General features: G+C 44.8%; 11 protein-coding genes and 1 pseudogene. 7 read left to right on the top strand and 5 right to left on the bottom strand.

The features are described from left to right. Nucleotides 1–7 precede the first annotated feature (7 nt). Both RID53_RS06375 and RID53_RS06370 read left to right on the top strand, forming a co-directional pair. Nucleotides 8–1,309: a tetratricopeptide repeat protein gene (locus tag RID53_RS06375; RefSeq protein ID WP_446387317.1), complete on the top strand. Its 1,302-nt coding sequence runs from the start codon at nt 8–10 to the stop codon at nt 1,307–1,309. 151 nt (nt 1,310–1,460) lie between these two features. Continuing rightward, nucleotides 1,461–6,695, top strand: a complete 5,235-nt coding sequence (locus tag RID53_RS06370; RefSeq protein WP_446387316.1) for a CHAT domain-containing protein — start codon at nt 1,461–1,463, stop codon at nt 6,693–6,695. A 118-nt stretch (nt 6,696–6,813) separates the two neighbouring features. Here the strand turns inward: RID53_RS06370 and RID53_RS06365 are convergent, their stop codons facing one another. Continuing rightward, on the bottom strand, nt 6,814–7,560 hold the full coding sequence (locus RID53_RS06365; RefSeq protein ID WP_446387315.1) for a DUF4058 family protein: 747 nt from the start codon (nt 7,558–7,560) through the stop codon (nt 6,814–6,816). A 202-nt stretch (nt 7,561–7,762) separates the two neighbouring features. Between RID53_RS06365 and RID53_RS06360 the strand changes: the two genes are divergently transcribed. Then, nucleotides 7,763–8,638: an alpha/beta fold hydrolase gene (locus RID53_RS06360; protein WP_446387314.1), complete on the top strand. Its 876-nt coding sequence runs from the start codon at nt 7,763–7,765 to the stop codon at nt 8,636–8,638. A 295-nt stretch (nt 8,639–8,933) separates the two neighbouring features. Here the strand turns inward: RID53_RS06360 and RID53_RS06355 are convergent, their stop codons facing one another. Next, nucleotides 8,934–9,386, bottom strand: coding sequence for a Fur family transcriptional regulator (locus RID53_RS06355; protein WP_446387313.1), 453 nt, complete (start codon nt 9,384–9,386; stop codon nt 8,934–8,936). A gap of 417 nt (nt 9,387–9,803) precedes the next feature. On the opposite strand from RID53_RS06355, the gene RID53_RS06350 reads away from it, so the two are divergent. Continuing rightward, nucleotides 9,804–10,295, top strand: coding sequence for a CRR6 family NdhI maturation factor (locus RID53_RS06350; protein WP_446387312.1), 492 nt, complete (start codon nt 9,804–9,806; stop codon nt 10,293–10,295). A gap of 50 nt (nt 10,296–10,345) precedes the next feature. Here RID53_RS06350 and RID53_RS06345 read toward each other — a convergent pair whose 3' ends face one another. Together RID53_RS06345 and RID53_RS06340 are read right to left on the bottom strand one after the other, a co-directional pair. Continuing rightward, nucleotides 10,346–11,296 (bottom strand): cyclase family protein, encoded by a 951-nt coding sequence (locus tag RID53_RS06345; protein WP_446387311.1) that lies wholly within the window; start codon nt 11,294–11,296, stop codon nt 10,346–10,348. A gap of 133 nt (nt 11,297–11,429) precedes the next feature. Next, a complete protein-coding gene (locus tag RID53_RS06340) occupies nt 11,430–12,392 on the bottom strand; it encodes a glycosyltransferase family 9 protein (protein ID WP_446387310.1) in 963 nt (320 codons plus the stop codon). 260 nt (nt 12,393–12,652) lie between these two features. Between RID53_RS06340 and ispD the strand changes: the two genes are divergently transcribed. Both ispD and RID53_RS06330 read left to right on the top strand, forming a co-directional pair. Then, nucleotides 12,653–13,351 (top strand): 2-C-methyl-D-erythritol 4-phosphate cytidylyltransferase, encoded by a 699-nt coding sequence (gene ispD / locus RID53_RS06335; protein ID WP_446387309.1) that lies wholly within the window; start codon nt 12,653–12,655, stop codon nt 13,349–13,351. A 215-nt stretch (nt 13,352–13,566) separates the two neighbouring features. Beyond that, nucleotides 13,567–14,451: a sulfotransferase family protein gene (locus RID53_RS06330; RefSeq protein WP_446387308.1), complete on the top strand. Its 885-nt coding sequence runs from the start codon at nt 13,567–13,569 to the stop codon at nt 14,449–14,451. 251 nt (nt 14,452–14,702) lie between these two features. Here the strand turns inward: RID53_RS06330 and RID53_RS06325 are convergent, their stop codons facing one another. Next, on the bottom strand, nt 14,703–16,592 hold the full coding sequence (locus RID53_RS06325; RefSeq protein WP_446387307.1) for an ATP-binding protein: 1,890 nt from the start codon (nt 16,590–16,592) through the stop codon (nt 14,703–14,705). Nucleotides 16,593–17,358: 766 nt separating this feature from the next. Between RID53_RS06325 and RID53_RS06320 the strand changes: the two are divergent. Further along, nucleotides 17,359–17,632 (top strand): annotated as a pseudogene (locus RID53_RS06320) (transposase); the annotation flags it as partial.

Genomic DNA, 17,632 nt, shown 5'->3' with positions numbered 1-17,632 from the left:
ATGTATCATGTACTGGAAACTTGTGACGTTGATAAGTTTGATTTTCCTTCTCCTTGAGGGGAATGCCTTGGGTGTTGGGAATGAGGGAGTCATAAAACAGGTAGAACGCCGACAAGATTTAGAGGATCAAAAATTTTTATCTCGTTGGATTTTTTTTGACCAGACTGTCGCTAATGTTAGCTTTTGTCCTCAGGGCGTTTGTAATTCTGGCACTAAAGTGCCGACTACGAACAGGGAAAAATTGGTAAGGGATCAAGGGAATATTGAGTCGGTTCCTAGATATCCCCTACACTCTGCGTTAAACCTGCCATCTCAACCCCTTACTAACGGACAAATTCTTCAGATCACAGGTGATGTACAAATTCAGCGTAGTGGACGTAGAATTGAACCGCAAATTGGTACAGACATTTATCCAGAGGATCAATTATCCATCGCCAACGCCTCCGAAGTAATCTTGCAATGTGCAGACTTATCAAGCCAAACCCTATCCTCTGGAAACAATCGCCTCAATCCTTGTCCCACCGCTACTGAACAAACCGAATGTACCCCAGGTACTTATAACTGTCCCCATCGTGGCGATATCGCTTGGAACAATAGGATTCCTTATATTATCACTCCTCGGCGCACCGCGATTCTCACCGATAAACCCCTCTTACACTGGAATGGATTACCTGACGCCAACAGCTATACTGTCACCCTGGAGGGAGATGGAATCGAATGGACAACCCAAGTCAGCGATACCCAAATCACCTATCCAGGAGAACCCCCCCTGCAACCCGGTGGTGATTATCTACTCATTATTGAAGCCGATACCGGAGAATCCTCACTGGATGAATCCCCCCTACCTGGCGGACTAAATTTCAGCCGACTCGACGAACAACAAGCCCAACAGATTCGCACTCAAGCCACCCAAATTACCCAGCAACCCTGGAATCAAACTGCCAAAGCCCTAGCTTTAGCCACACTCTATAGTAAACATCAACTTCATACTCAAGCGATCGCATCCTTAGAATCCCTGATTGCTGACGGCGTAGAAAGTGCAGCCATCTATCGCAAAATAGGCGATCGCTACTTCTATCACCTCGCCCTTCCCCCCCAAGCTAAACCTTACTACAAAAAAGCGATCGAACTTTCCCACACCACCGACATCGAAGAAAAAACCCACGCCCAATACCACCTAGGGCGCATTGAAACCGCACTTGGTAATCACGACGAAGCCATGCACTGGTTCACCCTCGCCCTCCAAGGATATCAAACCCTCGGCTATTCCGAACAGATTCAGAACCTTGAACACCAATTAAACCGATAGGGGCAGATTTTACCGATACCCTTTCCGCAACAACCAATCCCTGAACTAAACCCACCCTCCTCCACCTACAAACCCTCTGCGCCCTCTGCGCTTACCTCTGCGTACCTCTGCGTTAAATCAACATGAACCGATAGCCACTCAATCAAAAGTCATGAAACCCCATCTTCTCCCCCCAACAATTCTCCTCGCCCTCTTAACCCTAAACCCCTCTCCCCCTACCCTCGCCCAACCCATAATCCCCGCCAACGACAATACCGGAACCGTCGTTAATACCACAGGCGATCGCGTTGACATCACGGGCGGCACTTTATCCCCCGATAATACCAATCTTTTCCACAGTTTTCAGCAATTTGGACTAGAATCTGAGCAAATTGCCAACTTCCTCTCCTCGCCCAATATTCAGAATATTCTCAGCCGAGTTACTGGCAATAATCCCTCAATCATTAACGGCTTAATCCAAGTTACCGGGAGTAATGCCAACTTATTTTTAATCAACCCATCCGGTATTATCTTCGGTGCCAACGCCCAATTAAACGTCCCCGGCAATTTTACCGCCACCACCGCCACAGGGATTGGATTTAACCAGAACCATTGGTTTAATGCTTTTGGCGACAATAACTATTCAAATCTCATCGGTACTCCTAATCAATTTGCCTTTGATCACTCCAATTCTGGCAGTATTATCAACGCAGGTAACTTAGCCGTCAGCGCCCCCCACAATTTAACCCTATTAGCGGGTCAAGTGGTTAATACAGGTGAATTAAGCGCACCGGGCGGAACCATTACCGTTGTTGCTGTACCTGGCTCTAATTTAGTCCAGATTGCTCAATCGGGAAACCTCCTCAGTTTAGAACTAGAACCGCCCCGGGATACTCAGGGAAATATTCTCCCCGTAACCCCCTTAGATTTAGCTGAACTCCTCACGGGTACACCACCTGAATTAGACACCCAATTAACTGTTTCTGCGGATAACACCGTTCAGTTAGCTAATTCCGGGATAACCTTACCCAATCAACCCGGAACCTCGATTATTTCTGGCAGTCTCAATGTTGCCAACTTCTCTGCCATTCCCGCCAATCAATCCATTACTATTATTGGTGAAAACGTGGGACTCGTCGATGCCGATATTAATGCCTCTGGTAATCATAATGGAGGTATTGTCCGGATTGGTGGAGATTACCAAGGTCAAGGTTCCATCCCCAATGCTGAAAACACATTTATCAGTTCGGATTCGATTATTCAGGCTGATAGTTTCCTGAATGGTGATGGCGGGCGTGTTATTGCTTGGGCAGACAATAATACTACATTTAACGGCACTATTCTCGCTCGTGGCGGGAATAATTCCGGAAATGGTGGATTTGTGGAAGTTTCCGGGAAAAACAATCTAGTTTTTCGGGGAACTGTCGATGTCATGGCAGCTAATGGTCAAGCTGGCAACGTACTACTTGATCCGGTCAATATCACGATAGTCGATCAAGAGAGTCCTGCTGCTAATGATAATGAGTTGAATGATAATACAATTCTCTTTTCAGACGAAACCACCGATAACTTTACCCTTTCTAAAGGAAAACTGGAAAGCTTATCCGGTAACCTCACCTTAGAAGCAACAAACAATATTACCATTGAGGATATAGCTAGTAACAGCTTAAATCTTCAGACGCTTGATGGTCAAACTATCACATTTAAAGCTGATGCCGATGGCAATGGTGTTGGTGATTTTTTAATGAATTCAGGGGATGAAATCACGACAAAAGGAGGAGCAATTACCATTGCGGGAGTCAACGTTGATGTAGGCAATATCAATACCAGTGGCGTTATCGCTTCTCTGTTTAGCCATGGTGGTGATATCACGATTGTGACCGATGGAGGTAACATCAACACGGGTATTCTTAGATCCTGGGGAAGCGGAACAGTAGGAGATAGTGGCACTATTACCCTCACGGCTAATAGAGGCAACATTTATACAGGTGCGATTGCCGCCCAATCTCTTGCCACTTTCGGAGATGCTGGTGATATTAATGTTACCGCGAATAATGGTAATATTGAAGTATTGGGTGAAGTAAATAGTAGTATTGACAGAGGTGTCGGTAATGCTGGAACGATTAACCTAACCGCTAATGGGGGTAATATTAAAATTACAGGCACGGAACAGAATAGTAGTATCTCTTCATTAAGCCTTGTGGGAAATGGGGGGGAGATTACAGTCCAAGCGACAGGTAATATTGAAATTTTAGGAACTATTGCCTCTTTGTCCGGATTGAGTGATACGGGTAACGTCACACTGACCAGTGAGCAAGGGAATATTTCAAGCGGTAGCCTTGGCTCGGCTGTTTTCAGTGGAACGAGTGGTAAAGTAACCATTAATGCCCCCAATGGCAGCATCAATACTGGTAATATTGCTTCACTTTCTTTCAATGGCACAGGTAATGACATTAGGCTTACCGCTCGAAATAACCTGATAACAGGCGACCTGATGTCTTCAGGTAAAATTGGTAGTGGAACAATTAGTTTAACCGTTACTAATGGTTCTATTAATGCCCTGAATTCTGATTTATCTGAGCTATTCAATTTGGTTGATTTAGTACCGATCGAGGATTATCCAGAACTCGCTGATTTATTAAAGCCTATAACTCAGTTACCCACCCATGTTCTGGATTCATCTTCATCCTCAGGATCAGGCGGTGCAATTCTACTTAATGCACCAAATGGTGATATTATTACTGGCGGTAAAACAATCAATTCCCATGGGTTTATGAATGCTGGAGATATCACCCTAACCAGTGGTGGTATTATTGATACAACGGGCGGCATTATTAGCGCTCCAGGCGGTATCAAAGGCGGTGATATTACGCTGCTTGCTCCTGGTAATATTGATACGGGAACGATTACTGTATTTTTAAGTGGCTTTAGTGGTGATAGCGGCGATATTAGTATCACAAGTACCGAGGCAAATATTAACACTAGCACGGGTGCATTAATTACGGCGTCTGGAGAGGGTTTAGGTGGTAATATCACCCTTGATGCGGCGGATAATATTACCATGGGTCAAGTTAATGCCTTATCGTTTATGGACAGGGGTGGCAAAATTGATCTGAGTGCAGAGACTGATATTACAATTGGCGGAGATATTCAAACCAACCAAAATAATATTACCTTGAATGCGCCTGTCACCTTAGCGGATAATGTCGCGTTGACTACATCAGAGTCTGGTGGTATTATCTTTAACGATAACGTCAACGGGGGCTATAATTTAACCCTAACTTCAGAACAAGGAGTTGTGCAATTTAACGATCGCGTGGGTCATTTAACCCCCTTAAATAACCTCCAGGTTCAAGGTGAGATCACCACAACCAATTCATCGGGTATCGATATCACCACCTTAAACAGGATTCTGACAGAAGATATTACCTCACCGGGTGGGATTAGCCTCACAAGTCATCAACGAAGTATCACTACCCAGCGTCTAAATACCTCGGCATTGAATAATGGTGGTAATATTACTCTTAAAGCACCGGGTAATATTAGCGTGAGTCAAATTGATAGCCAAAGTTTAGGGAATGGGAATGGCGGCGCGGTTGAGATTAGTACGGGACAATTTTTCCAAGCTACGGATACTTTTCTTGATCAAAATGGAAATCAGACAAGTATTTCTACGGCTGGGGTGGCTGACGGCGGATCAATTTTCATTCGCCATGGTGGAGAGGGAATTACCCCATTTATTGTCGGGAATGCTGATATCAATGGTACTGAAGGCGCGATAACGCGAGGAAACGATAATCCCGAAAGCCAGATTCTCCCCACACAAAGCTATCTACACACTCACAAACAAGACCGCGATCGCATTCAGATTATATCAGTCTCTCCGGCTTCACCCCCGCCACCTGATCCCAATCCCCTTCCAGCCGAACCCAATCCTAGTCCTCAATTAACCTCTGGTTCTCCATCACCCTCTAGTTCTAATTCTGAATCAACTCCAGAGACTCCATCTAACCCCAATCCCCTAGAATCTCTCGCCTTTCTTGTCGGCGATACTCTTGATGTCAATCCTCAAATCAATCAAGATGCTGAAACCGGAAACTACACCTTTACCTGGAAAATACCCAATCAACAAATATTATCACTCAATGTCCCCTACGTTCAAGACTCTCCCCAGCAACTACCCATTAATCCCGGCGAGGATATTGTCACCGTAATTGACCAATTATTAGAAGCGCAATTTGAAACCTATTTAGGCGAAGATCTTACCCAGAAAAAAGTCACCACCGCTTCCCTACAAAACAGGCTACAAACCATGGAAACCCAAACCGGAAAACGGGCTGTGGTAATTTACGCATTGTCTCATCCCGATGGATTACAACTGGTTCTCGTTCCACCCGAAGGTTCTCCTATTTCTAAACAGGTTCCCCAAGCCAATTATCAAACCCTACGGCGGGAAGTGAAGAAATTTTATCACACCCTCAATGATTACACCAGTAACAGGTATTTATCCAGTTCTCAACAACTCTACCAGTGGCTAATCGAACCCTTAGCAACGGAACTCGATGCCCTCAATATTGATACACTCATTTTCTCAATGGACGCGGGATTACGCACAATTCCCCTAGCAGCCTTACACGACGGACAGCAATTTCTGATTGAAACCTATAGCGTTGGTTTAATCCCCAGTGTTAGTCTAACTGATACCCGTTACCAACGTTTAGACAACGCAACTATCTTAGCTATGGGGGCTGCCGAGTTTCCGGATTCCACCCTTTCTCCATTACCTGCTGTTCCGATTGAATTATCCACAATTTTAGCGGAAGTTGGGCAAGGAAAATTATTGCTAAATGACCAATTTACTTTAGAGAATTTCAAGACTCAGCGCCGAGACACCCCCTTTGATATTGTACATCTGTCTACCCACGCCTCATTTCCCCGCGATCGCAACTATAATCCCTACATTCAACTTTGGCAGCAACGAGTCGGATTAAACGAATTACGACAAGTGAAATGGTACGCCCCGCCAACCGTAGAACTCTTAACCCTAAGTGCTTGTGAAACCGCTGTGGGGAATGAACAAGCCGAAATGGGGTTTGCCGGATTAGCTGTACAAGCGGGGGTAAAATCAGCCCTAGCCAGCCTCTGGAAAGTTGATGATTTAGGGACGTTAGCGGTAATGACCGAATTTTATCAGCAACTTAACAACGAGAATGTATTGATTAAAGCCGAAGCATTGCGACAAGCCCAGCTTGCCCTATTGCGTTCTCAAGTGCGAATCGAATCAAGTCAGTTGGTTGGAACCAGTCGGAATATAAGCGTTGCCAAAAGCTTAGTAAATAGCCCAGAAAGTGATTTATCTCATCCTTACTATTGGGCTGGTTTTACTCTAATTGGTAGTCCTTGGTAAAAACCTTAAAAAATGGTGCGTTACGCTACGCTAACGCACGATGGCGGCGTGGCACACCTTATTTGGTGGATTAGAATTGTAGGGGCGCACCGACGTGCGCCCGGTTTAAACGTCAAATCTATTCCACAATTTTAGCTGTATCAACCTCAATTCGCTGTTCCCGACAAGTCCGCAGGTAGGTGGCATTCAAATCCACAGGTAAGCAAAGTTCACCGCGCAACCACAACGGCATTATAGGCAAGGGACTTGCCACCGCCAATGCTTCTTGCCAAATGTCTAAATTCGGCTGTCCCTGACGTTCCACAACCCGATAGGCGGCGGCGTAGAGTTGTGTATTTAGAGGCATCATTCTAACTGCCAACTGATGTAATAATTCCTCATGTAAATTCGCATTTCGTCCCGTCACCACATCCACAATGACTAATCCTATTCCTTGCTGTAAGTAGGTTTGACACTTAGCGATAAAAGTATTACGATTCGCGGGTCTATCTTTATTACCGGGACTCACCAACTCGATAGCTGCCATTAATGTTGGACCCGCTTCGCTATTGAAAATACTCACCTCCACCGCCTCAGTTGTCGGAGAAAATGGAACAGTTTGCGTGGGTGACGAAGGTATCCATTCCTGTTGAGAGGAGGTTGGGAGTTGAACGACATTCTCGGATACTCGACTGGTTAGTAATGATATCTCTTCAAATGCTGCCACATCAATTTCAATCCCAAATTGCACATTGGGTTCAGCGAAGTATCCTTCTGGTAATTGACGGTTTAAATCGGAAGCGATATACGTTGCCCAAGCATTATGGAAAGCGTGCCAGTGACGACGAGTACTCAACGGTGGATGAAAGTGATCCAGTAATCCCATGATTTTTGACTCCAATTATTGATGGTGATTGAATTTATATGGATAGTCTTTAAGTTGTTTTTTTTAGTCAACATTTAAGCTGGATTTGTTTGTATTATACTTTTAAATTACGATGCGCGTGTTTATAGCGCTAAAGCGCAACTACAAACTAGCGAACTATGAGATAATTAACTTTATCGAGAACTACAATCAGGTAAACCCCATGTCTCCAATAACTGACTCCTGGCAAGAGGATTATATTATCACCAACGGTGTCAAACTACACTACGTCACTCAGGGAGAAGGTAAACTTATGCTGATGTTGCATGGTTTCCCCGAATTCTGGTACTCCTGGCGGCATCAAATCCCTGAATTTGCCAGGGATTATAAAGTTGTTGCCGTTGATCTGCGGGGTTACAATGACAGCGATAAGCCCAAAGATATATTAGCTTATCAGATCAGCGAGTTAGTTAACGATATTAAAGGAGTTATTCAAGGATTAGGGTATGAAAGCTGTCTCTTAGTCGGACATGATTGGGGAGGAATGATTGCTTGGTATGTTGCCTATACTTATCCCGAACTGGTTGATAAGTTAATTGTCATGAATATTCCTCATCCCGCCAAATTTGCAGAAGCGTTACGCAGTAATCCGCAACAACTCCTGCGAAGTTGGTATATCTTTTTCTTTCAACTCCCTTTACTCCCAGAGTTACTGTTTCAGTGGGATGACTATCGACTGATTGCGTCGAGTTTTATCGATATGGCAATTGACAAACGTGCCTTTTCGGAAGTAGACTTAAACGCCTATAAAGATGCGGCGGCTAAACGGGGTGCTATGACTGCCATGCTTAACTACTACCGTAATGTCTTTAAGGGGATATTTAAGCAGCATCAGTGGGATATTCTGCCCATCCCAACTCTACTGATTTGGGGAGAAAATGATACGGCTTTGGGCAAAGAATTGACCTATAATACAAATAATTATGTGCCAGATTTGCAAATCCGCTACATTCCGAATTGTAGCCATTGGGTACAGCAGGAACAGCCGCAGTTAGTGAATCAGTATATGCGAGAGTTTTTGGCAAAGAATCAGGGATGAGAGAGTTACCACCCTTCACTTGGGAAAGAGGGTATAGCGCCTGTATAGAGGCGGGTTTTACGACTATCGTTTCTAACTAGCAAGGGATGCGACTAAACCCACCCCGACGGAATCCCCGATAATTGAAAAAGGGCGGGTTTTGTTGAAATGGTATGGGTAACATCCTAATTATGTTCCTAAACCCGCCCCTACATAATCCTAATCAGAGCTGATCATCTCTGGGTGATCGCACTCAGGTGTGATAACCTTTCTTTACCGCGATCGCAGGAAAAGGAACCGCCGCCATTATTGGTGATCATTTATCATTCCCTTGACCGTTGCGATAACCGTAGAAGTCAATCCGATACTCAGTAATCTTAACGCCAGTTTGTTGCTCAATGTGCTGGATTAGTTCCTCTGGTAATTCTACGTATACATCCATAATCTGATTCGTATCCACACAATTAACATGGCTGTGTGCATCGCTGATATTCCCGTAAAGCCGTCCATCGGATCGCTCAATACATTCAATAATGCCTTGAGACGATAGCGCCTCTAGATTTTGGTACACAGAAGTATGACCAATTTCTTTGCCTTGCTGATTCAGGCGATCATAAATTTCTCTGGCACAGAGATGCTCTCGATCTTGCCACAGTAATTCTAAAATTAAGCGGCGTTGACGCGACAAGCGCATTCCTAACGCTTGACATCGATTGAGGGCGTCTTCCAATGAGCGAATTGGTTTGACAACTGCCGCTTCTTTCTGCATAGTCGATACGTTGAATAGGGTGGTTAGCTGTATGGGGAGTAGTTTCAAGCTCTACCCTGAAGGGGAGCCTGATAGAAATCCCGTCATGCACTGGTTACAAGTGCATTATGTTTGCGGATATAATCTTTTTTGCCAAGCTTTGTTCAGGTTTGGGTCTGAATGACTTAGCATCTGACACTGTAAGGCAAACTCATTACCACTTTACCTTAGATGGTTTGAGTCTGTCTACTGTGGATTGATATCAAGTCGGGTAGCATTGATTGTGTTAATGAAAACTAAGGTAAGCTTGATCCGAGGTTAAGCCTGGGGACTGGTTGACCCTTCGACTTCGATGAAAGACCGAAGTAATCCAGGCAATGTACAGACGCTGTAACAGTGCGTTTCTACGTCCAAGTGTTGTGGAGCGGATAAAGATTAGTGGCAATCACAATTAAACTCAATTCCCATTCCATCAATGATTTAGACCTATCGCCCGTCCAGACTGTGATTGATAAGTGGTTGACCGAGGGAGCGATCGCAAACTATGAGCAGCAGTTACGCTTTGAGTTTAACTACCCTCGCGAACCCAATGATCCACGGGAATGGTCAGAAATTCCGGAGATCCGTCTGTGGTTTATCCGCTTGGATGTTCAGTATCCGTGGTTACCGTTTTTACTGGATTGGAAAGCTGGGGAACTCGCTCGCTACACGGCGATGCTTGTCCCCCATCAGTTCAATCGCACGGAAGGGATTCAATATAACCCAGAAGCCTTAGAAATTTTCATGATGCAAAAGGTTTTTGTGGTGAATAACTGGTTACAACAAATTAGTTTGCCTAACCAGTCGCGCCTCAAATCCATGGCTCAAATGTTAGGGTATGAACTCGATGATACGTTGTTTCAGCTAATGTTTCCCCCAAAAAGAACTTGAGACTTAGAGGGGTGAGGGCTTACCCACAGACGCTGTATACAGATGGTGGTTCATCTTGGTGTTGGCTTTAACACACCATTGGGATCACGCCGTAGCGGATAAGGCTGTTTCGGCAATGGCGCTCCTGGGGTGTCCAACACCGATATACCATACTGCCAATCGGGTGGACAAATCGCAACGTAGCGAGCATATCCCCCAGTTCCCCCTTCTGGCTTGGCAAAACCAATGGCAATTAAAGCACCCGCTTCTGGCACTTTATCGAGGTTGGTTACACCTTCTGCCTGAGTATAATGATTGTGCAACAGCCAATATTCGCCTTCCAGATTGGGTGTTGTATCCGTATCCAACGGCTCATGACCATGAAAAAGGATATTACGCTGCAAATGTAGAAACTTGAGCGCCTCCAGACTCACACCAGGAAACGGCTTTTGATTAAAGCGTTCAACCTCAGACCATTTTTTTGACCAGTCTGAGCGGATCATCACCACTGATCCTTGGGGGATCTGACCGTGTTTGGCTTCCCACGCCTGGATATCCGCAACGGTGGCGTGATAGCCCGGATTGTCGGCTACTTTCTGATGAATATCAACGACGACTAAGGGTCTAATTGTATACGTAGCAGGCAAATCACTGATCGTTGCACCGTACTCATCCCAGTGAGCGGGAGGATCAAGTTGTGTCCCATACTGATCCGTGGGCAGTTCATAGGCGGTGGCAATAAACCCATGATCCGCGTAGGTGTATTCCTGTCCAGATTGAATATAATCCGGTAGATCCGATCCCGCTATTGTTGTTTTAAAGGTTGCATGATCAAATCCGCGCCACACTGGGATAGTTGGATTGAACGAATGAGTCAAATCCACATATTTGGCTGGCTTGAGGACACGATCATAAATGTTCCACAGATCTGTTGTCTGACTGATGGCAGGACTAGAGGTAGTCGATAGGTATACCACCAGTGTGGTGACTACAGATATGAGTAATAACAACCATCGTGTCATAAATAGGTAGAAGGGTACTGACTGATATGCTGGTGGGTTGAGCGAAGCCAAGCGGGTTGAGCGAAGCCGAAACCCACCCTACGGTATATCAAGGGTTACGACGCTCTAAAACGGCTTATTTCAGTGCCATTCCCTAGCCCCGCCAAACTTGTTTTAATACATCATCAGGCTGAATATCGGCAATCCAACGAGTGGGTGATTGAATACCGATATAGCGTTCTGATGGGGGTAGGAGTTTGTCAGCCTCAGTAGGACCAAACAACGCGATCGTATACGTTCCCACAGCAACAGCCAGATGCATCGATGCGCTATCTGTACATAACAGTAAATTCGCCCCCGCAATCATTGCCGCTAATTTACCACTATCAGGAGGTGAGGTCATCTGTAAATTAGGACAAACTTGGGTGAGAGCGGCGACTAACTCAGTATCCTCCGAACCATGCAGCATAACCAGAGTTTGGTCAGGCTGTTTTTGATGGATGTCTTCAATAACCTCTTGCCATTTATGGGCGGGATAAACTTTATCAATGTCCTGTGACTGATCGAGGTGGTTAGAGCCGCCGTCGATCATAATGTAACCGCTTTCCGGGATACCCAGACGGGCTTGTTCACCTTCTGCCCAATCCAGATCGGATTTTGGTACACGAATGGCAAGTTCTGGACAGGAGGTATTAATCCCTAACCCGGTGAGCAGGTCATGATACATATACGCTGCATACTGCTCTGTTTTCAGCGGTACAGTATTGGTAAAAAACCACTTACCCTGATTATTGTCGTAGCCCATACGGATGGGAATACCACTCATCCAGAGCAATAGTCCCACTGACCACCGACGCTCTAGGGCAATTGCCGCATCATATTCGCGATCGCGGATAATCCCCAACAGGTTACCAAAATCCGCTAAACCGTTGCGGTCTTTATAGTCAAAGGGTAATACTTCATCGACTGAACCGGAAACCCGATAGGCTCCTTTGGCGCGGGGTTCGACTATCACATCGATTTCAGCGTCGGGGTAATTGGCTTTTAGGTCATCGAACGTCGGAAAGAGCAGCAGTTGATCGCTGATTCCTCCCGGAACAAGGGCTAATATTCTCATCTCAAATATAATTAGAGCTTGTATATCAGCTCAATTTTAATGGACTGGTCGTTCCTAATTTCACGGAATTTTCCGGAAACGAGTTTGCCAAGGAAACCTTGACGGGGTGAACTGCTACACCCCTGCTCCCATTGCGATTTGGCTTATGGGATTACGTTACGCATGATATTATACCTAGTGGTTTCATGGGATGAACCAGTAGTAGCATATTAGATTAGATTGGTCGGGACTAGAGATTTGGCATCATAAGGCGGAAGCTTGTGCATTTATTAATTCCAGCAGCGGGAATGGGACGACGGATGGGGAGCGATCGCAATAAGCTATTGCTCACGTTACTGGGTAAACCCCTATTAGCCTGGACGCTACTGGCGGCGGAAGCGGCGACGGAAATTACCAACATTGGCATTATTGGACAGCCAGGGGATCAAACGGATATTCAGGCAATTCTGGCGGATCTCGCCCTGACGAAAGCCGTACAACTGATTCCTGGGGGCGCAACTCGTCAAGAATCCGTGTATAACGGCTTGCAAGCTTTACCCCCAACGGCGGAACGGGTACTGATTCACGATGGCGCCCGATGTTTAGCTACCCCCAAATTGTTTGATCGCTGTGCGGAACACCTCAGAGATTGTCCGGGTTTGATTGCCGCGATCCCGGTTAAGGATACGATTAAAGTCGTTGATGAGTCGGATATTATCCAAGATACACCCGACAGGCGACGGTTATGGGCAGCCCAGACGCCTCAAGGATTCGAGGTGTCGCTGCTGAAGCAATGTCATGATCAAGGACGAAAATTGAATTGGGACGTTACCGATGATGCGGCATTATTTGAGCGCTGTGGGCTACCTGTACAGATTGTGGCAGGGGAAGAGACGAATCTCAAGGTAACCACACCCATGGATTTAGCGATCGCGGAGTTTATTCTGCGTCAGCGACTTGCAGCCAGTCATCAGTCATAAGCTATAAGCTATAAGTTATCGGTCACAGCTTAATTGTCGGGGCGGGTTTGACTAATAACTGTTTAAGTGGGTGGACACAATTACAGTTAACGGTTGAGATTAGGGAACAGGGAACAGTAAGGGTTTGAGGCTTGTTTACATGACTTAATCTAGTTAAGTTTATTTCCACAAACCTACTTAGTATAACTTTATTTTTTCAATAAGGAGTGACTTCGATGAAACTTCCTACTTTTCTAATTATCGGTGTTCAAAAAGCTGGGACAACCTCAATTTATAACTATTTGAAACAACATCCACAAATTTACATGAGTCCCGTTAAAGAAACAAACTTTTTAGAAAAGAACTGGGAAGAACTTGAAACGCAACGAAAAGCCAAGATTGACACCTTTGAGAAATATTGTCAACTTTTTGAAGGGGTAACAGATGAAATGGCGATTGGGGAAGCCTCTCCTAATTATCTGTTTCATTATGAATCATCCTCAGAGCGGATCAAGCGTTACGTTCCCAATGCCAAGTTAATTGCGGTCTTGCGAAATCCAGTTGACCGAGCCTATTCGGATTATTTAATGCATATCCGAGATGCCATTGACAAAGGAAGGCGAAACAGCTTGTCTGACCAAATAAAATACCGGGCTGATAAATCGTTTATTTTGCTAAAGGGATTTTATTGTCAGCATTTGCAGCATTTTTATAACAAATTTGACCGAGAGCAAATTCGAGTTTATTTGTATGATGACTTGGCGAAAGACCCAGTTAAATTCATGCAAACTATGTATCAGTTTGTTGGCGTCGATGATACCTTTTCACCGGATGTCTCTAAAAAAGCTCAAGTTGCTCAAGTCCCCAAAAATACGGCAGTGAATCAGATGTTACGCCAAGAAAATCCATTGAGAACGATAGTCAGGGCTGGACTCCGAGTAATTTTACCCCTGGAAATGAGGCAAACGATTCGTTCTCGCCTGATTCAAATGAACTCTCAAGATAAGAAAGCGGCTCCACTTTCGCCAGAGGAGCGCCAACAACTGATCGAACTCTATCGAGACGATATTCTCAAGTTACAAGATTTAATTCAACGAGACCTTTCGTCTTGGTTAAAGTAGTGATTGGTCATTGGTTATTTGTCATACTCCCTTCGCGAGAAGCAAGCTACGTCTTATGGTCGGGGCGGGTTTTGCAGCCAAGCTAGGGATAACAATCAATATTAGTCCCTAAACCCGCCCCTACAGACAGATGCTTCATTACCTCTGGAAGATGACTCCCCCAGCTTCCCCAGCTCCCAGACGCGCCATGGCACGTCTCTACATTGCTTCCCCAGCTTCCCTGCACCTCCACACCTCTGCCTTTTGTTAGATTAAGCAGATAGTGCCATCTCTTGTTCAGTTTGAATCGGTAGCGTAATTGCAAATTCGGTTCCTTTCTCAGGTTCAGAGGTGACTTCAATTTTACCCTGGTGTTTTTTCACAATCTGGTAACAAATGGCTAATCCCATCCCTGTGCCTTTGCCTACAGACTTGGTGGTGAAAAAGGGATCGAATATCCGGTCTTTAACGTCCCCTGGAATCGCTGCACCGTTGTTCCAAACTGACACGCGAATCCAACGATTATCGATGGTTTCACTACGAATGACGATTGTCGGTATAGCTTTACCCTGAACCTCTTCTAAGGCGTCAATGGCATTGCTGATAATGTTGATAAACGCCTGATTAAGTTGAGCCGGATAACAATCAATTCGGGGTAATTGACTGTACTTTTTGACCAGGTTAATGTTTGGTTGGAGACGATGACTAACCAACAAGAGGGTATTCTCAAGTCCTTCATGGATATCTGCCCGTTTTAACTGCGCTTCATCCAGACGACAGAAGTTCCGCAAGGATAAGACAACTTCCTGGATTCGTTCAGCCCCACTTTTTAAGGACGACAGCATTTTGGGCATATCGGCGATGAGGAAATCTAAATCCATCGCTTCGCTTTGTTCTTGAATCGCGGCGTTAGGCTGAGGATACTCTTGCCGATACAGTTCTAGCAAGATCAGTAAGTCGTTAATCGATCGCTTGGCATAATCTAGATTGCCGTAGATAAAGTTAATCGGATTATTAATTTCATGGGCAATCCCCGCCACCATCTGTCCTAAACTGGACATTTTTTCGCTTTGAATCAGTTGGGCTTGGGTGTGTTGGAGTTCTCGCAGCGCTTGCGTCAATTCTTGGGTTCGTTCATCGACGCGCTGTTCTAAGGTTTGACGCGCTTGTGTCAATTCTTGGGTTGAGTCGTCTACCCACTGGACAAGCTGATTGAGAGATGTGGCTAATGAACCGACTTCATCGTTGGTGGTGACGGGAGTGCGAATCTCCAGATTGGATTCTTTGACGATCGCACTAGCAACGTGAGTTACTGTTTCAATCGGATGCGCGATCGCACGGCTGGTAATCGTGGCTAAAAGTACCGCGATACCCACCGATAGCAGTAAACTACTGACGATGATTCGCAGGCGTAAGGCTTCTGCTTGTGCTAGTTGTTGATGTACCTGAGACTGTTGCGCTTCTGCGTTAGTTTTGGCATCCTCGACATGATCAGATAGGTGATTGAATTGAGCCATCACTTGGCTGGTAGAAGGGTGATGCAGCGCCTTTAATAACTCTTGTTGTATCGCCGTAACCTCCTCTGGCTTCAGGTTCTCCGATTCACTGATTTGCCAGAGTGATTCAATCACCTGATTGTAGGCGTCTATATTTGCTTCATACTCCTGAAGCAGATGATGTAATTCAGCCGTGTTCACGTCTAAGCCATCGGGATAGTCTTGGATGAAGATATCTAACTCCGAGAGTAGGCGTTTCATCCGATCCACATCGGCTAAATACTGATTCTTTTGGGCGTCAATCTGGTTAGAGTTCACCGAGGCTGTAAGTAATTCTTGCGGATGCGATCGCACAGCCAATGTCGCATTTTCCAGGTTACTGAGGAGATGGTGCTGCTGATCAGCAACCCGTTCTTGTTGTTGGGCTTGGTCTTGGTAATAATTACCGAGAATTAATCCTCCGGTTGTTCCCAGAATGGATAAGCCGATCGCCAAGGCGTAGCCGTAACTAATTTTATGAGATATGCTGAGGTTGCGAATGCCTTCTTTGATCCAGGTGAAAGGGAAAATCTCGGATAAATTCTTATTCAAGTTTAATGGGTTTTGCTGACCCATTAAGGCATTTTGGGGAGAGACTGGGGGATATCGGGAATTGGAAAAAAGCATAAGATAAGCCAAAAAATGAGATAGATCGTAAGGTTTCCAGGGGAAGTGATGCATGATTTGCGAGAAAGGATTCAATTAGCTAATCTGTATCATTGTTGACAAAAATACTTAAAGCTTGCGACAATTAGTAGATAGAAATTTATTTTTGCCTGTTTCATCGAGATACATTACCTTTTTACACACTCTATCTATTAATTGTAGGAATAAAATGATGAAGTTTTTAACAAGTTTTCATTTAGAATTGACTAAACAAATAAAGTTAGAGTAAAGATTGAAGGGAAAAAGCAGGAAAAAAGAATTCCGTTCAAGGGCTATCAATGAATGAAGTCGGCTGACCGTATGGATTAGAGGGACAACGACAGCGTGGCAGAGTCCTACCCGACTTATAAAGTAATGTAAAGATATTTAATAAAAGTCATCAATGGGTTAAAAAATATTAAAAACGTCCGGATCAGATTGGAAATAAGCCCAGATATTTGTTCATTCAAGACTGTAGGGTGGGCAATGTCCACCTTGCCACTATCAATAGAGTTTGCATCCTCAAATTGCGTAAGTTCTATTTTTTTGATGTGCAAGTAAGGAAGCACATTAGTTTTGTGATTTGGATCATCCCAATTCGCCAAAATGATTGGTACTGCGAACATTTGAACGTAGGAATTGATATGAATTTATACCTAGAAAAGGTGGAGATAATTAGTTAACCGCCGACGTCCATTCAGGGTTCACGTTGAGAGGAACCCATCAGCTTGCGCCCTCTAGGGGGTAAGCATCTTTCCCAAGAGGAAATGTATACATGAAAATGTATGATCAATTAGGGACACTATACAAAGACAAAGACTTTGTCGATGTATTTCCCGTCCGATGTGGACAATCAGCCATCTCACCAGCTCGATTAGCATTAATCACCATAATGCAATTTGCGGAAGGTTTAACTGATCGACAAGCCGCCGATGCAGTCAGGAGTAGAATAGATTGGAAATATGCTTTGGGATTAAACTTAACGGATTCAGGATTTGATGCAACGGTACTAAGTGAATTTA

The sequence above is a fragment of the Coleofasciculus sp. B1-GNL1-01 genome, from assembly GCF_040220235.1.
Lineage (GTDB): Bacteria > Cyanobacteriota > Cyanobacteriia > Cyanobacteriales > Coleofasciculaceae > Coleofasciculus.
The sequence above is the reverse complement of the archived record's forward strand: the minus strand, read 5'-3'. Positions and strand labels throughout refer to the sequence as shown.